The sequence below is a fragment of the Sorangium sp. So ce145 genome, assembly GCF_051525985.1.
Classification (GTDB): domain Bacteria; phylum Myxococcota_A; class Polyangia; order Polyangiales; family Polyangiaceae; genus Sorangium; species Sorangium cellulosum_B.
On record NZ_CP150315.1, the window covers coordinates 2222525 to 2238770 of the forward strand.

Sequence of the window (16246 nt, forward strand, 5' to 3'; positions counted from 1 at the left end):
GATCTGGGCCCGTCTCCTGTGCGGGTGACCGCCGCTCCAGAGCAACAGGCGGATTGAAATATTCTGTGGAGGAAAGAATTCGAGCCGCCAAGGGCGCCAAGGGCGCCAAGAGAGAGCACAAAATCTCGGCGTCCTTGGCGCTCTTGGCGTCCTTGGCGGTTCATTTCTCGGCTGATCCATGGGATCGGCGCTCCACGGTGGGCCGGGTTCCGGTGGGCTGCCAAAGTTGACCCCTCGGGCGCATCGTGAGACAGGTCGGTCCCTGACATGCGGATCCGACGCGCCGCACGCAGGCTTGTATGTCTTGGCTGGTTGGCCGCCCTCTCGGGCGTCGCTTTCGACGGCCTTGCAGCGCCTCCTTCGGAGGCAGCAGCGCCTGCGGCCGGTGCGCCGAAGGCCGACGCGGCGAAGGCTGAGCCGGCAAAGACCGACGCGGCGAAGGCGGAGCCGGCGAAAGCTGAGCCCGCGAAGGCGGAGCCGGCGAAGGCCGACGCGAAGAAGGACGGGTCGGCCGAGGGCAAGGCAGAGAAGCCGGCGCCGGTCAGGGTGGCGGCCGTGTCGGGCGGGAAGGGCGGCGCGAAGAGCGCGGCCAAGGCGCCGGCGAAGGCCGCCGCGCGATCGAAGCCGTCGAAGAAGGGCGGGGCGAAGATCACGCGCAAGCCGGGGGAGCCGGGCGCGCCGGACGAGGCGGCGCGGCGGGTCATCGCCGGCACAGCGACGCCAGCCGGGGCGAGCACCGGCGAGTCGCCCGAGCTCCGCACGCTGCGCGCGATCGACCTGGCGCTGTTTCCCGGCGCCACCCCGAGCGCCGGGCCCGCGTGGCCGGTCGACGGCACGCTCCTGCTCGGCGCGGGCGAGCCGCGCCTCGAGGTCTCCGGCCTGCCGCCCGCGGGCCTGCCCGCCCCGCCGGCGGAAGCGGAGGAGACCCGCGACATCTCCTGGCTGCGCCAGCTCGAGCTGCCCGAGATCCCGGTCCGCTGGGACGGCCGGGTGGTGCGTTACCTCGAGTACTACAAGGACGACCCGCGCGGCCGCTCCGCCGTGGTCATGTGGATGAAGAAGAGCGGCCGCTACGGCGCCGCCATCCGCCGCGTCCTCCGCGAGCAGGGGCTGCCGGAGGATCTGCTCTGGCTCTCGCTCGTCGAGAGCGGCTTCGACCCGACCATCCACTCCCCGGCCGGCGCGGCAGGCCTCTGGCAGTTCATGCCGGAGGGCGCGCGCATCTATGGCCTCACCGTCGACCGCTGGGTCGACGAGCGCCTGGATCCAGAGCGATCCACCTTGGCGGCGGCGCGGTACCTCTCGGATCTGCGGCGGCGCTTCGGCGGCTGGGAGCTCGCGTTCGCGGCGTACAACATGGGGTACGGAGGGCTGCTCGCGTCGATCCGGAAGTACAACACGAACGACTTCTGGGAGCTGTCGCGGCTCGAGGCGGGGATGCCGCTCGAGACGGCGCTCTATGTGCCGAAGATCCTCGCGATCGCGATCGTGGCGCGGAACCCGGCGGTGTTCGGCTGCGACGACGTGGAGCTCGATCCGGCGGTGACGTTCGACAAGATCTCGCTGGGCTCCGGGGTGTCGCTGCAGGCGGTGGCGGCGGCCTCGGGCGCGGCGGCGCCGGAGATCGAGGCGCTCAACCCGCAGCTCGTGGCGAAGCGCACGCCGCCGTCGCCGGTGGACGCGAAGGAGCAGGCGCGCTGGGAGGTCCGGGTGCCCGCGGGGGCGGGGGCGCGCGCGGCGAAGTCGATGCCGAAGCTCCTGGAGCGCGAGCCGAAGCTCGAGCGTTACCTGGTCCGCTGGGGCGAGTCGCTCGACGACATCGCGACGTTCCGGCGGACGACGCGGTGGACGCTGCAGACGTTGAACGGCCTGCGGGCCGGCGAGCCGGTGCGTCCCGGGGCGCTGCTGTTCGTCCCGGCGGCGGAGGGCGTCGGGGCGGCGGCGGCCGAGCACCTGCTCGCGAGCGGCGCGCCGCTGTCGTCGGAGGGGAAGCCGGTCGTGGTGGTCCCGGCGCAGCGCTTCTCCTACGAGGGGCGCCGGCGGGTGTTCTATCGGGTGGTCGCGGGCGACGCGCTGCGGGATCTGGCGGCGGTGCTCTCGGTGACACCCGACGAGATCTGCCGCTGGAACACGCTGGCGCCCGGGGCGTCGCTCCATGAGGGGATGACGCTCCAGCTGTTCGTCCCGAGGTCGCAGCGCCACGACGGCGTGTTCTTGCTCGACGAGAGCGGCGCGCGCGTCATCGAGGTCGGCTCGGAGGAGTTCTTCGCGCACTTCGAGGGGCTGAAGGGGCGGAAGCGCATCGAGATCGCGGTGCGAGAGGGGGATTCGTTCAGCAAGATCGCGAGCCGGTACGGCCTCAGCGTCGGCAGCCTGGAGCGGATCAACCAGCGCTCGCGGCGGAGCCCGCTGATGCCCGGGGATCGGCTGGTGGTGTACGTGCCGACCTCGCGACCGGACGACCCGGCGCCGGTCGAGCCGCGCGAGGATGAGGTCCGCGTGGCGTCGGCTCAGGCCGCGGGCGCGGTGGACGACGGCGACAAGGCGGCGGCCGAGCCGGTGAAGCCGGCGGTGCTGCTGACGCCCGTGGCGCCCGTCGAGGCGGGCGCGGGCGAGGGGAAGCCCGGCGGCGCGGGGCAGGCGGGCGCGGGCGACCTGGCCGGAGCGAGGCCGGAGGAGAAGAAGGCCGCCGAGGGCGAGAAGAAGGCCGCCGGGGGCGAGAAGAAGGCCGCCGGGGGCGAGAAGAAGGCCGCCGAGGGCGAGAAGAAGGCCGTCGAGGGCGAGAAGAAGGCCGCCGAGGGCGAGAAGAAGCCGGCGGCGGGCGGAGTGGACGACAAGAAGCCCGCGGGGCGCGCCGCCGCCGAGCCGCAGCCGGCGGGGCGCGCCAAGGGGGCGCAGGACAAGGAGACGCCCGCGTCTGGCGCTGGCACCGCGCTGTGAGGTCCGGGTGAGCTCGGGCTGCCAGGGGGCGAGACCCCCCGCGTCGTGGTCTCAGGTCTTGCCAGAGGGCGTCGCCCCGGTCTCGTCCCGCCCGTGGACGCCGGCGGGCGGGCTTGTCGCCTCCACGGCGGTGAACGGTTCGATGATCTTGTAGGCGTGCGACGCCCCCTTGGGGACCGTCCAGGAATCGCCCGGCTCGAGGCGCACCATCTGCCCCTCGATGAGCAGCTCGGCCCGTCCAGCGATGACGAACCCCACGGTCTCGTAATCCCGCGCGGTCGGCTGTTTGGCGTCGCCTGGCGGCTCGCGTTCCCAGAGCCGCATCGAGACCTGGATCCCGGAGGCCAGGTATTTTTGTCCCATCTGGCCTGTCGGAGAGCGGCCGGAGGAGACCTTCATGACGGTTGTGTCGCTCATGTGCGCCTCGCTTTCCTCCTGGAGTGATCCGTCGGATTAGGCGACGAGCGTGGGTCCGGTCCTGGATGGATCGAATCGGGCTTCTCCCTCTTTCCTCGTCGGTTTTCTTCGTGCGTTCGTCCTTGCAGGGAACGTATCGCGCCAGGGAGAACTGCTGTAGGATGCCCCGCATAGGAGGCTGTCCCGTGGACCTGGGGACCGGATGTCACGTCGCACGGGCGCGGGTGGATGACGGATCGCGCGGCGCGAGCGCTGGGCGGTGGGGGCGTCGCGGGGGCGCCGTGGCTCGCCTCGCGCTGCTGGTCGCGGCCGTCCGTGCGCGCTCCGTGACGGGGGGGCGTGCCGCGCTTCCGGAAAGCCGATGATGCCCTCGCCGAAGAGCTCGACATTGCTCGCGTCCGGTGTGCTGATCGACAAGAAGTACCGGCTCCTGCGCCAGATCGGCGAGGGGGCGATGGGCGTGGTCTGGGCGGCGGTGAACGTGGCGACGGCCCGCGAGGTGGCGCTGAAGCTGATCCACCGGCCCGAGACCGAGTTCCGGCTGCGGCTGCAGCGCGAGGCGCGCAACTGCGGGGCGCTGCGGCACCGGAACGTCATCGACATCTACGACATGGGGGAGACCGAGGCCGGGGAGCCGTTCCTGGTGATGCAGCTGCTCACGGGGGAGACCGTGGCCGAGCTGCTCGCGCGGCGGCGCCGCCTCGACCCGCCCGCGGCGGCGTCGATCGGGCGAGACGTGGCGAGGGGGCTCGCGGCGGCGCACGCGATGCACATCATCCACCGCGATCTGAAGCCAGCGAACATCTTCCTGCACCGCGAGCCGGACATGGACGAGCCGGTGGTGAAGGTGCTCGATTTCGGGGTCGCCAAGAACCTCTCGGTCAACGACGGCCTGCACACGGTGCAGGGCGGCGCTGTCGGGTCGCCGCTCTACATGAGCCCGGAGCAGGTGAGGGCCGAGCCGAACGTCGATCACCGGGCCGACATCTGGGCGCTCGGCGTCGTGCTGTTCGAGATGCTGACGGGCATGCGCCCGTTCCAGGGGGACGCGCAGGCGGTGTTCATGGGGATCTTGACGGGCGAGATCCCCACCGTGTCCAAGTACCTGAGGCGGGTGGACCAGGGGCTCGTCGACCTGATCGCCCGCTGCATGCGCAGGGATCGCGCGGACCGGATCGGCTCTGCAGCGGAGGTCGCGGCGCTGCTCGATCGGTACGCGGAGCGCGGCGTGGGGTCGGGCAGGGACGCGGCGCTGCGGCAGTCGTCGCCGGAGGGGCGGGGGGCGCCGGACGAGGACGTGGACGGCGGCTGGGAGGAGTCGCAAGGCGGCACCGTGGCGCTTGCGGCGCAGCCTGGGTTGGCGCTCGCGGCGCAGCCTGCGTCGGTGGCGTACCCCGCGTCGGTGGCGAACCGGTCGGGGAGCGTCGAGGGGGGCGCGGGAGCGCTGCCGCTGGCGCTGCTCGGTGGGGGGCCGCGGGCCCCGGTGCCGGTGCAGGAGTCGCCTGAGGCGCACAGGTCGTCGGGGCCGGGACAGGGGGCTGCGGGGCCAGCGTCGGGCATGAGCCGCGCGGCGGATGGGGGGCCAGCGTCGGGCGCCGGCCCTGCGGCGGGCGCGGTTCCTCGGCGTCCGGGCAGCTCGGGCCAGCACCTGGCCGCGGCGTCCGTGGTGCGCGCGCTGCGGGACGAGGACGTGGCGACCTTGCCCCTCACGCGGCGGAACGCGGAGGCGGCCGGGGCCGCTGGGCCGCGCGCCGGGTCGGGGACCTATCCGGCGGCGGGGCCTGCCGCCGCTGCGCCCCGGCCCCCGTCGTCGTCGGTGGCGGCGTTTGCAGCGCCGGAGCCGTCCCAGGCGAGCGCGGTGCAAGCCGCTCCGGCGCAGCCTGCGCCCGTGGCGGCGCCGCAGCAGGGCTCCTGGGCGATGACGGTGCGCATGAACGCGCCGCCGATGCCCGAGGCAGGGGCGGGGCCAGGTGGCCTCGGCCCTGCCGGCGCGCTGCCGCCGGGAGGCATCGCCGCGCAGCCGAGCTGGAGCTCGGCGCCGGCCGCGTGGCCCGGCCCGGAAGCGGGCGCGAGCGCCTCGGACTCCAGGTCGGGCGCGACCACGGCGACGGGCGCGCCGCGCCAGGCCGGGAGCTCGTCGACGACCCCGCTCGTCTCCAACCATCCGTCGGTCCATCAGGTCGGGGGGCACCAGGCCCAGGACGCTCAGGAGCGGGCCCCGCACGGCGGCGAACCGAGGCGCAAGCGTACGGCCGCGACGCTCGCGATCGTGGCTGCTGCGCTGTCGCTGATCGTCGTGGGGATGCTCATCTCGCTGAGGTCGCCGGAGACGTCGTCGGCCGCGCCGGAAGTGTCCGGGAGCGCGATGCCGTCGGTGGACCGCGCCGGAGGAGACACGGTCGCCGCGCCGGAGCGCGGGGGAGCGCCGCCGCGGAACGCGGAGCCCCCGGCGCCGTCCGCGGACGCGCCGCCGGGCTCCTCGGCGTTGACGCCGCCCGTGCCGCCTGCGCCGAGCGCCCCTCCGGCGAGCAACACCGCGGGGGCGTTGCCGGCGGGCGACGGCGCAGGTGCGTCGGCGCCTGACGGCGGCGCGGGCGCGGCGCCGGGGACGGCGAGCGACGTGAAGCCGGGCAAGTCGGCGCTCGCGGCGCCTCCCGCGACCTCGCAGCCGGCGACCTCGCAGACCGCGAAGGCTGCTCCATCCGCCGCCTCGTGCGAGCACCTCAGGTTCTTGGACAGGAAGAAGTGCGAGGCGAAGCGCAAGAAATAGACTCGGCCTCTCCGCGGCCCGCGCCGCCTCTTCCGAGATGTCGCCACGGTCGCGACGCGACTCCTGGGTAGCGGCGAGGTGGCGGCGACGATCACGCGCGTTGAGCGCGTGCCCGCACCGGGAGCGCCGGAGCCGGCTTCGCGCTCTGCGAGCCCGGTCAGCAGCTTTTCTTGACGGTGCGTTGCCTCACCTGCGACACTTCTCCGAAGCACCGTCGACCTGCTGCCACGTCCGTCTTCCAGCGAGACCACCCCATGCAGTCCCCTTCGGCTCCTGCCGCGCCGCCGCCAGGTGCGCTCATTTGCGGCAAATACCGCCTTCTCCGGCGGATCGGCGAAGGGGCGATGGGCGTCGTCTGGGCGGCGCACAACGAGGCTACGTCTCGGGAGGTCGCGCTCAAGCTGCTGGTGCGGCCCGACCCGGAGCTCCGCGTCCGGCTGCTGCGGGAGGCGCGCGCTTGCGGCGCCGTGAGCCACCGGAACATCGTCGACATCTACGATGCTGCCGAGGCGGAGAACGGCGACCCGTTCCTCGTCATGCCGCTGCTCTCCGGCGAGACGCTCTCGTCCTTGCTCAAGCGCAAGCGCAAGCTGGAGATCCACGATGCCTCGCGCATCGCCCGGGACATCGCGCGCGGCCTCTCCGCCGCGCACGAGCGGGGTATCATCCACCGCGATCTGAAGCCGTCCAACATCTTTCTCCACACCGAGCCTGGCGAGGGCGATGCCATCGTCAAGATACTCGACTTCGGCGTGAGCAAGTTCCTCGCGGGTCCTCAACAGGTGAAGACCGCGACAGGCATCCTCATCGGGTCGCCGGCGTACATGAGCCCCGAGCAGGTGCGGGCGCAGAGCGATATCGACACGCGCGCGGACCTCTGGGCGCTCGGCGTGGTGATGTTCGAGATGCTCACGAGCAGGCGGCCGATCCAGGGCAAGGCGCATGAGCTCCTGAGAAACGTGCTGGACGGCGAAATCCCGGCGGTGTCCCAGCTCGTCTGGCAGATCGATCCCGGCCTCGATGCGCTGGTGACGCAGTGTCTCCAGCGCGATCGCGAGAAGCGACCGCGCTCGGCGGCCGATGTCGCGGCGGCGCTCGAGCCGTTCGTCACGCCGCCGGCGCCGCAGCGCGTGCCCTCGAGGCCGGGGTCGTCGCCGGAGCTGCGGCACGAGATCCCGCAGCAGCTCGGGCGAGGGTCGTGGGGTGAGGCCGCTCCTGGGCGGTCGCCGACGCCGGCGACCGGGACGCCGCTCCCGGCGGCCATGGCGCATCTGCAGGCCCCGCAAGGACACCCTCCTGGGCGGTCGCCGACGCCGGCGACCGGGACGCCGCTCCCGGCGGCCATGGCGCATCTGCAGGCCCCGCAGGGACACCCGAACACGCCGGTGTCGGGGCCGCGCGGGGCGGTCGCGTCGCCGGGGCAGCCGGCGGCGGGCGCGTGGCCGGGGCAGCCGGCGGCGGGCGCGTGGCCGGGGCAGCCGGCGGCGGGCGCGTGGCCGGAGCAGCCGGCGGCGGGCGGGGCGGCGACGCCGGGGCATCGGGAGCGGATGGCGAGCAATCCTCTGGGGGACCGCGGGACCATCAAGATGTCACCGGAGCAGGCGGCCGCCTATCGATCAACGGCCAGCGCGTCCAGCGCGTCGCTGGCGCGTCCGGCCGCTCCCCTCGGAAAGGCGCTGTCGCTCGGCGGCACGGTGCCGCTCGATCCGCTCCCCGAGCCGAAGAGGCCGCCGCCTGCGCCCGCCCGCTCGCCTGTCGTGTGGATCGCGATGGCCGTGGTCGCGGCGGCGCTCCTCCTGGGGATCGGCATGGCCGCGGGGTATCTCTTGCGCCGCAGCGAGGTGGAGCGCCCGAGGGATCCCGGCGGAGAGCGTGCTACCTTCCGCGCCGCCCTCTCGTTTGCGCTAGGTAAAGCGACCTCGCCCATCGCGGCGACGCGCCTCGACCCACCCTGCTGAGCTCGATGTCCACCTCTTTCACGCAGATCGCTGCCGGCCTGGTGATCGCCGAGAAGTACAAGCTGGTGCGGCGGCTGGGCGAGGGATCCATGGGCGTCGTGTGGGCGGCGCTCAACCTGTCCACGTCGCGTGAGGTGGCGTTGAAGCTGATTCACCGCCCGGACGCCGAGCTCCGCCGGCGGCTGCAGCGCGAAGGGCGCAACGGCGGGGCGCTGCGGCACCGCAACGTCATCGACATGTATGACATGGGGGAGACCGAGTTCGGCGAGCCCTTCCTGGTGATGCAGCTGCTCACTGGAGAGACGCTCGCGGAGCTGCTCGTGCGCAGGCGGCGGCTCGACGCGGACGTGGCGGCGTCGATCGGGCGAGACGTGGCGAGGGGGCTCGCGGCGGTGCACGCGCTGCACATCGTCCACCGCGATCTGAAGCCGGCGAACATCTTCCTGCACCGCGAGGCCGACGCGGACGAGCCGGTGGTGAAGGTGCTCGATTTCGGGGTCGCGAAGAACCTCGCCGTGAACGACGGCATCCGCACGGCGACGGGCGGCGCGGTGGGATCGCCGCTCTACATGAGCCCGGAGCAGGTGAGGGCCGAGCCGAACGTCGACCACCGGGCCGACATCTGGTCGCTCGGCGTGGTGCTGTTCGAGATGCTGACAGGCATGCGCCCGTTCCAGGGGGACGCGAGGGCGGTCTTCACCGGCATCCTGACGGGGGAGATACCGAAGATCTCCCGGTACGTGCGGCGGGTGGACCCGGGGCTCGTGGAGCTCGTGGCGCGGTGCATGGCGCGCCACCGGGACGAGCGGATCGGGTCGGCCGCGGAGATCGCGGACCTCCTCGACGGGTACACGGCGTCGGGGGCGGGCGCGAGGGCGAGCTTCGCCGTCGGGGGCGGGGGCGCTGGGGGCGGCGGGCAGGTGGCGGCGATGGAGGCGCCTGCATTTGCCGGCGGGGCGGCGGCAGGGGCGGCGGTGTCGCCGACGGGGAGCGGGGCGCCGGTGGCAGGGGCGGCGGTGTCGCCGACGGGGAGCGGGGTGCCGGTGGCAGGGGCGGCGGTGTCGCCGACGGGGAGCGGGGCGTCTGCGCCGGAGTGGAACGCCGAGCTGACCCAGAGGCTCGAGCCGGAGGCCATGGCGAGCGCCGAGGCGGCGCTGGGCGCGTCGCCCGCATGGGGCCACGGTGAGCCGGGGAAATCGACGACCGCGCCGCTCGTGCCGGGCCCGGAGGCAGGTCGAGGTGCGCAGCCGTCGCCCTGGGCAGCGCGCGCAACGCCGGTGCCTCTGCAGGCGCCGCAGGCGCCGCCGCGGCGGCAGGCAGGCTGGAAGCGCCTTCCAGGCCCGGCCATCGCGGCGCTCGCCGCCGGCGCGGCTGGCCTGGTGGGCGCAGCGCTCTTCGTCGCGTTGCGCTCGCCGGCGCCCGCGGAGAGCGCAGCCGGGATCGAGGCGCTGCCGGAGGCCGGGATCGAGAGCGCCGCGAGCGCGGCAAGGCCGCCGGACCCGCCGCCCCCGCCTGCGACCGCTGCGCCTCAGGCTTCGGTGGCGGCTGAGTCGCCCACGGTGGATGAGCCGGTGGATGCCGGCGGGGCGAACAGCGCGCCGGACGCGGGGCCGGCGGGCACGGAGCCGGCGTCGGTGGAGCGGAGCCAGCCGGCGGTGGAGGCGCCGAATCCACCGGCGGCGGCGCCGGCGGTCGCGGCGTCGCCACCTGCTGCGGCGCCCGCGCCGGCGCGGTCGGTGGTTGCGGCGCAGCCCAGGATCCAGCCTTCGGCGCAGCCTGCGCCTGCGCCGCCGCGGCCTGCGCAGACAACGACGGTCCGGCGGCAACCCGTCGATCCGTGCGCGGGCAAGACAGGGTTCATGCGGACGAACTGCCTGCGGGACCAGGCGAAGAAGAAGGACCCCTACGCTCCCTGAGCGGTGTTGCGCGCGGGGGAGCCAGGCATCCGAGGAACTGAGGGCGCATCTCGCCTTCGGCAGGACAGCAGACCCGAGCTTGGCGAGCCCTGGCTATTGGCCGGCCATCTTGGGCTTTGAAAAAGCGGTCGTAGGCGTCGGACGATCGGTTCGAACGTTCGAAGATCGGTGGAAGGCTTCAGAAATCGGTCGGAGGCTTCGAACGACCGGTGCGAGGCGTCCAACCATCGCGGCCCCGCAGCCAGAAATCGAGGCGGGGTAGCGGACGGAAGTTATCGATGGCGCGCATCCCTGGAACCAGGGCGGGTTTCAATCGAACGATGTGCGATGTCCCTGCGAGGCCGTCGAACGTCTGTCGGAGCAGACCGAGGCGGAGATGCCGGCGGGGCATCACGGCCCTGGCGCAGGTGGTGGAGACGCGAAGTCCAGGAGCGGGAGCGCTAGCCCTGCGTCGCCGTCCTGCGCGACGGCGCTGCCTTCGCCGCCGACGCCGGCCGGGCTGAGCTCGATTGTGGCGCCGTCGAGCGACGGGATGGTGTCCGACGTGCCCAGGAAGGCGATGCCGAGGGAATGGCCGCCATGACCGCCGCCGCCCTTGCCGCCGGTGCCGCCCTTTCCTCCCCGCTCGCCGGCACAGGCATCACGCACGAAATTGGTATTGTCATCGTTAAAGATCTGGCCCTTTCCGCCCGACCCGCCGTTCCCACCCAACCCGCCGGTCTGGCCGGTGTTGCCGTGGCCGCCTCGGCCGCCCTTGCCGACGATCAGGCGGACCTCATGGAACGTGAGTTTTGCGTCGAGGCTCACCAGAGCGATGCTCGACCCCCCTGGAGCGCCACCCTTGCCGCCTGCACCGCCGCAGCCGCCAGCGCCGCCGTTGCCGCCGCTGGCGCCGCCGTCGTTGGTTCCAGGGCACTCGGTACTCCCGCGGGAGCCTCCGCCACCCCCGCCGCCCTGGGCGGTCTTCCCGCGTTGGCCATCACCGCCGGGTGTACCGCCGTAGCCGGTGCTGGAGAGCTGGCCGATGCCGCGTGCCCCCGCGCCAGGTGTGCCAGGGTCGCCGTCGCTACCCCTCCTGCCCGCGGTGCACGTCGCGGTTGAACTATTGTATCCCCCGGCGTTGTCGTTGTTCTTCTCGTCTGGATAACCTATGTCACCGGAGGTCCCGCGGGCATCCCAGCCATTTCCTCCCCGGCCGCCGCGCGAGTCGTCGGTGGTATCCTGGGTGGTGCCGCAATCGTTCGTCTCCGGCTGTGCTGTTGCCACCAAAGTTGCCGAGCAAGCGGGATTGCCGTCGCTGCCGTCGGGTGCCTGTTCGCGCGGCGAAGGAGGTGCGGCCCCCGAGGCCCCGGCAGCTGCATCCCCTGCCTCGAGCACACACCGGACCAGGTCGACCTTGCTGCTATCGGCGATCGCTGCGATGGCGGAGGTCCCCGCGTCCGCCTGATCGATCGACGGAGCGACGATATGGAGATCCTCCAAGTGTACCGTGCCGCCGACGACGCGCATCGTCAGCGGTACCGCGCCGGGCGTCGCACTCAGCGTGGTCTTCGGTTCATCCCCCCACCGCCAGTTCGCGGCGCAATCGAGCGCGCCAAAGACGGTCACGCTCGAAGTCACCGTGAGCGTTTCCTTGAACTCCTCGGCGCACGCGTACACGCGTCGCGCGCTCTCGTCCTCGATCTGCGCGGCGCGCGCGATGGCCTCGGCGAGCGTCTTCACCGGCGCCTCGGGCGTCCCGCTCCCGCCGTCGCTCGCCGTGGCCGACACGAACACGCCGCAGCGCGCGTCGGCGGTCCAGCCCTGGTCGCTGGGCACGCACACCAGGGGCGGCGGCCCTCCCCCTGCACCTCCTGAGCCTGCGGCACCCCCGGTTCCAGCGGCGCCGCCCGCCCCTGCTCCGCCGGTTCCGGCGGCGCCGCCCGCCCCGACGCCGTCGTCTGCCTCGCCACCCCTCCCGCCTTCGTCTCCACATCGATGCAGCTCGCTGCAGTCGGGGCCGAGGCAGCTCGTTGTCTGGCTCGCCACCGCGAACGACGCCAGGACCAGCGTCGAGGCCCCGCGCGCAGCCAGCCGTATCCCTCTCTTGATGGGTCGGTTCATGGGTTCCTCGACTCAGAAAGCGCCGCCGGCGACGATCCCGCCGCCGCCTGGCAGCACGAGCGGTGCGAGGCGCACCTGGTGCTCCGGCTCGCTCGGCGCTGCAGCGAGCCAGACGTAGCCGAGCGTCCCGATCGCGCTGGCGCCTGCGCCGATGAAGCTCCACAGAGCCAGGTTGCTGAAGAGATATTGATCGTCGACCAGCGAGCGCAGCTCGCCGCACTCCTGCGTCTGGCTGAAGCCAGCGGGGTACCTGCAGTCGACGGCATCGCCCTCCATGGCATCGACCACGCGCCACTGCCGCTTCGCGTCGCTCGCTTTGCCGTTGGCGACGAGCGTGAACACGACGCCCGCGACCACCCCCGCGCCCGTCGCGGCCCCGCCGCCGACGAGCGCGGCGCCGCGCACATCCATCCCTGCGTCTTCGCGCGCGTGGCGCGAGGTGGCTGGCGTCGCGACCGCCGGCGCGGGGGGCGGCGCCAGATCGAGGGTGACGCGCTCTTTCCCCCCCTCGCTCAACCGGATCGTCTTCGTCACCGGGCGCTGGCCCCGCACGGTCGCGGTCACCGTGTGCTCGCCGGGGTCGCGCTCCACCGGCCCGGTCTGGACGACGCGCTCGCCGTCCAGCGTCACTTCCACCGCGCCCGGCGCCACGCCCGCGACCGCGATCTCCAGGGTCGGGATGCGGGATGCGAGCGCGGTGAGCTCGACCCGGGCCTCCGCCTGGGCCTGCTGGAACTCCTGCGGAGCGCTGGCGGCGAGCGGCTCGTCCACGACGCGCTGGTAGAGCAAGCGCGCCTCGAGCAGGCGGCCAAGCCGCTCGCAGGAGCGCGCCGCGAAGAGCAGGAACGGCGGCGCGTGGACCTGTGCGTCGGCGTCGCGGAAGGCTGCGAGCGCCTCCTCGTAGCGGCCGGCGTCGAAGTGCTCCCAGGCCTTGTCGGCGAGCGCTCGGGCCGCCGCCCTGGTCTGCGCGGTTGGCGGGGCCGGCTGGGAAACCGCAGTGGCCGGCACGGCCGGGAGCGCGAGCACGAGGAGCAGAGCCAGGCGGAGTCGTCGGCGGGATCGCATGGCGGAGAGGTGCATGGGAGCCGTGGGCGGTCGAGTTGAATTTCAGCGTGTTGAACAGGGCCGTCGGAGCTCTGCGCGGATGAGGGCAGAGGGCAGAGCGAGGCGGAGATGCAGGCGGGGCCTCACGGCCCTGGTGCAGGTGGTGGAGACGCGAAGTCCAGGAGCGGGAGCGCTAGCCCCGCGTCGCCGTCCTGCGCGACGGCGCTGCCTTCGCCGCCAGCACCGGGTGTGCCTAACTCAATGATGGCGCGGTCGAGCGACGGGATGGTGTCCGGCGTGCCCAGGAAGGCGATGCCGAGGGAATGGCCGCCCAGACCGCCGCCGCCGTCGCCGCCGTTGCCGCCGTTGCCTCCCCGCCCGCCCCCACAGGCATCACGAACGGAATTGTTGGGGCCAAAAATCTGGCCCTCCCCGCCCCTCCCGCCGTTTCCACCCAACCCGCCAATCTGGCCGGTAGCGCCGTTGCCGCCCCTGCCGCCATCGCCGGCGATCAGGCGGACGTCCTGGAACGTGAGTTTTGCGTTGAGGCTCACCAGGGCGATGCTGGACCCCCCTGGAGCGCCGCCCTTGCCGCCTGCGCCACCGCAGCCACCAGCGCCGCCGTTGCCGCCGCTGGCGCCGCCATCGTTGGTTTCAGAGCATTCGGTACTCCCGCGGGAGCCTCCGCCACCCCCGCCGCCCTGGGCGGTCTTCCCGCGTTGGCCATCACCGCCGGGTGTACCGGCGTAGCCGGTGCTGGAGAGCTGGCCGATGCCGCTTGCCCGCGCGCCAGCTATGCCAAGGTCGCCGTCGCTACCCTTCCTGCCCGCGCTGCACGTCGTGGTTGAACTATTGTATCCACCGGCGTTGTCGTTGTTCTTCTCGTCTGGATAACCTATGTCACCGGACGTCCCGCGGTCATCCAGGCCATTTCCTCCCCGACCTCCGCGCGAGTCGTCGCTGGTATCCGTGGTGGTGCCGCAATTATTCGTCTCCGGCGGTGCTGTTGCCACCGCGGCTGCCGAGCAAGCAGGATTGCCGGCGGTGCCGTCGGGTGCCTGTTCGCGCGGCGAAGGAGGTGCGTCCCCCGACTTCCCGGAGGAGGCATCCCCTGCCTCGAGCGCGCACCGGACCAGGTCGACCTTGGAGTGATCGGCGATCGCTGCGATGGCGGAGGTCCCCCTGTTTTCCTCGGCGATCGACGGAGCGACGATATGGAGATCCTCCAGGTGTACCGTCCCGCCGACGACGCGCATCGTTAGCGGCACGGCTCCGGGCGTCGCCCTCAGCGTGGTCTTCGGTTCATCCCCCCACCGCCAGTTCGCGGTGCAATCGAGCGCGCCAAAGACGGTCACGCTCGAAGTCACCGTGAGCGTTTCCTGGAACTCCTCGGCGCACGCGTACACGCGCCGCGCGCTCTCGTCCTGGATCTTCGCGGCGAGCTCGATGGCCTCGGCGAGCGACTTCACCGGCGCATCGGGCGTCCCGTCGCCGCCGTCGCTCGCCGTGACCGACACGAACACGCCGCAGCGCGCGTCCGCGGTCCAGCCCTGCTCGCTGGGCACGCATACCAGGGGCGGCGGCCCTCCCCCGGCACCTCCGCTCCCCCCAGCACCTCCGCTGCCGCCCGCGCCCGCGCCCCCGCTCCCCGCGGCACCCCCGGTCCCTCCGGCGCCCACGCCTCCCGCTCCCCCTGCGTCACCCCCGCTCTCGCTGCAGAACATGGGCTTGTGCTTGCAATCGTCGTGGTTCGAGTACGGGAAGCAGCCAGCCAGATCGAGGCCGGCGGCCGTCGTTCCGAGGACGAGCAACGCGGCGGTACGGGCAGTCCGAGGCATCAGCCATTCTCCATCGTCTTGAGTTCAGGTCCCGGTCGTCAGAACGCCCCACCCACCGAGAGACCCACATCGTTGATTCCCACCCTGGGCGTCACCTGCACGCGCGCCTCGGGGCCGCTCACGAGGGCATAGATCAGCGTTCCGAGGCCGACCGTCCCGGCCCCCGCGAAGCTCCAGAACGCCACGTTGCTGTAGAGCGCGCTCTCGTCGACCGCTTGGCTTTGCTTTGTACACGACGCTGGAGCGGGCCGGGCGGTGCACGGGTTCCGATCTCCGGCGAGCAGCGCGGTCTTCTGCGTCTCGGCATCTCCGGCCCTGTTGTTCGCGAGCACCGTGAAGAGCACGCCCGCCGCGGCGCCAACGCCGGTCGCGACCCCACCCGTGACGAGCACCGCCGTCCTCCCGCTGCCCCGCGGCACCTCGGGAGCCGGCAAGCCGATCTGCTCCGCGCCGGCGCGCGTCGCGTCGGGCGCCGGGGTGCGCTGCAGATCGAGGACCACCGCCTCCGTCCCGCCCGCGGTCGCCTCGACCGAGCGCGTTTGCAGGACATACCCGTCGAGCTTCGCGCTGACGTCGTGTCGGCCCGGATCGAGGAACACGGGATCCGCGAGCGGCGCTCGCCCGACGATCGCCCCGTCGACTGTCACCTCGGCCCCGTCCGGCGCGACGCGGACCGTGACCGCCGCGACCTGCGCCCGCGCCTCCTGCAGCGACGCCTCCGCGCGCTGCCGCTCCTGGACCTTCGTCTCGGGGGCCTCGCGGAGGTAGCGCGTGAGGTACTCGGCCGCATCGCGGGGCTTGCCCACCCGGAGGCAGGCCACGCCCAGGTTCGAGGCGATCTGGTAGTGCGGCTTCAGCCCCCACGCCGCGAGGAACGCCGCGTGCGCGTCAGCCCACTTTCCCGCGTTGGCCGCCTTCACCCCGTCTTCGAAGAGCTGGCGCGCCCTGTCCGTCAGCGCGTCGCTCTCCTGCGCCTCGGTCCGAGGGGGCGCCGGCTGTGCTCCGGCGGCAGGTGCCAGCAAGGCGACGGCGATGCTCAAGGTCCACAGCAGCGGGCGGTTCGTCGTCATAAGGAGTCCAGCGGTGCTCCAGGGAGCTGCGGTTCGGAAGACGCGTACAGCCGTACTTTACCCACCCTGGAGCACGAACCGTACTTCTTCCGCGCCGTGACGGAAGCTTTTGTCCACCCGTTCCACGCAGGGCGTGATGGTGCAGCGGCTCCGCGGCGCGCCGCCCTGCCGCCGTTGCTGCGCGGCGACG

9 protein-coding genes are annotated in these 16246 nt (G+C 72.9%); 4 read left to right on the top strand and 5 right to left on the bottom strand.

Annotated elements, in window-relative coordinates; translation table 11 throughout:
- Nucleotides 1-312: 312 nt before the first annotated feature.
- Nucleotides 313-2940, top strand: a complete 2628-nt coding sequence (locus tag WMF34_RS08455; RefSeq protein WP_437992968.1) for a transglycosylase SLT domain-containing protein — start codon at nt 313-315, stop codon at nt 2938-2940.
- Nucleotides 2941-2991: 51 nt separating this feature from the next.
- On the opposite strand, the gene WMF34_RS08460 is transcribed toward WMF34_RS08455, so the two are convergent.
- Nucleotides 2992-3357, bottom strand: coding sequence for a cupin domain-containing protein (locus WMF34_RS08460; RefSeq protein WP_012234236.1), 366 nt, complete (start codon nt 3355-3357; stop codon nt 2992-2994).
- A 361-nt stretch (nt 3358-3718) separates the two neighbouring features.
- Between WMF34_RS08460 and WMF34_RS08465 the strand changes: the two genes are divergently transcribed.
- From WMF34_RS08465 to WMF34_RS08475, 3 genes are all read left to right on the top strand, one after another.
- Nucleotides 3719-6127 (top strand): protein kinase domain-containing protein, encoded by a 2409-nt coding sequence (locus WMF34_RS08465; RefSeq protein ID WP_437992969.1) that lies wholly within the window; start codon nt 3719-3721, stop codon nt 6125-6127.
- Nucleotides 6128-6381: 254 nt separating this feature from the next.
- Nucleotides 6382-8085, top strand: coding sequence for a protein kinase domain-containing protein (locus WMF34_RS08470; protein ID WP_437992970.1), 1704 nt, complete (start codon nt 6382-6384; stop codon nt 8083-8085).
- Between the two features lie 5 nt (nt 8086-8090).
- On the top strand, nt 8091-10001 hold the full coding sequence (locus tag WMF34_RS08475) for a protein kinase domain-containing protein (protein WP_437992971.1): 1911 nt from the start codon (nt 8091-8093) through the stop codon (nt 9999-10001).
- A gap of 390 nt (nt 10002-10391) precedes the next feature.
- On the opposite strand, the gene WMF34_RS08480 is transcribed toward WMF34_RS08475, so the two are convergent.
- From WMF34_RS08480 to WMF34_RS08495, 4 genes are all read right to left on the bottom strand, one after another.
- The gene (locus tag WMF34_RS08480) at nt 10392-11723 is read right to left on the bottom strand and encodes a hypothetical protein (RefSeq protein ID WP_437992972.1); all 1332 of its coding nucleotides are present in this window, start codon (nt 11721-11723) and stop codon (nt 10392-10394) included.
- A 393-nt stretch (nt 11724-12116) separates the two neighbouring features.
- Nucleotides 12117-13169 carry a tetratricopeptide repeat protein gene (locus WMF34_RS08485; RefSeq protein ID WP_437992973.1) on the bottom strand — a complete coding sequence of 351 codons (1053 nt, stop codon included), beginning with the start codon at nt 13167-13169 and terminating at the stop codon, nt 12117-12119.
- A 122-nt stretch (nt 13170-13291) separates the two neighbouring features.
- Nucleotides 13292-14671, bottom strand: a complete 1380-nt coding sequence (locus tag WMF34_RS08490; RefSeq protein ID WP_437992974.1) for a hypothetical protein — start codon at nt 14669-14671, stop codon at nt 13292-13294.
- A 353-nt stretch (nt 14672-15024) separates the two neighbouring features.
- Complete coding sequence (locus WMF34_RS08495; protein ID WP_437992975.1) at nt 15025-16056, bottom strand: PEGA domain-containing protein; 1032 nt, start codon at nt 16054-16056, stop codon at nt 15025-15027.
- Nucleotides 16057-16246: the final 190 nt, after the last annotated feature.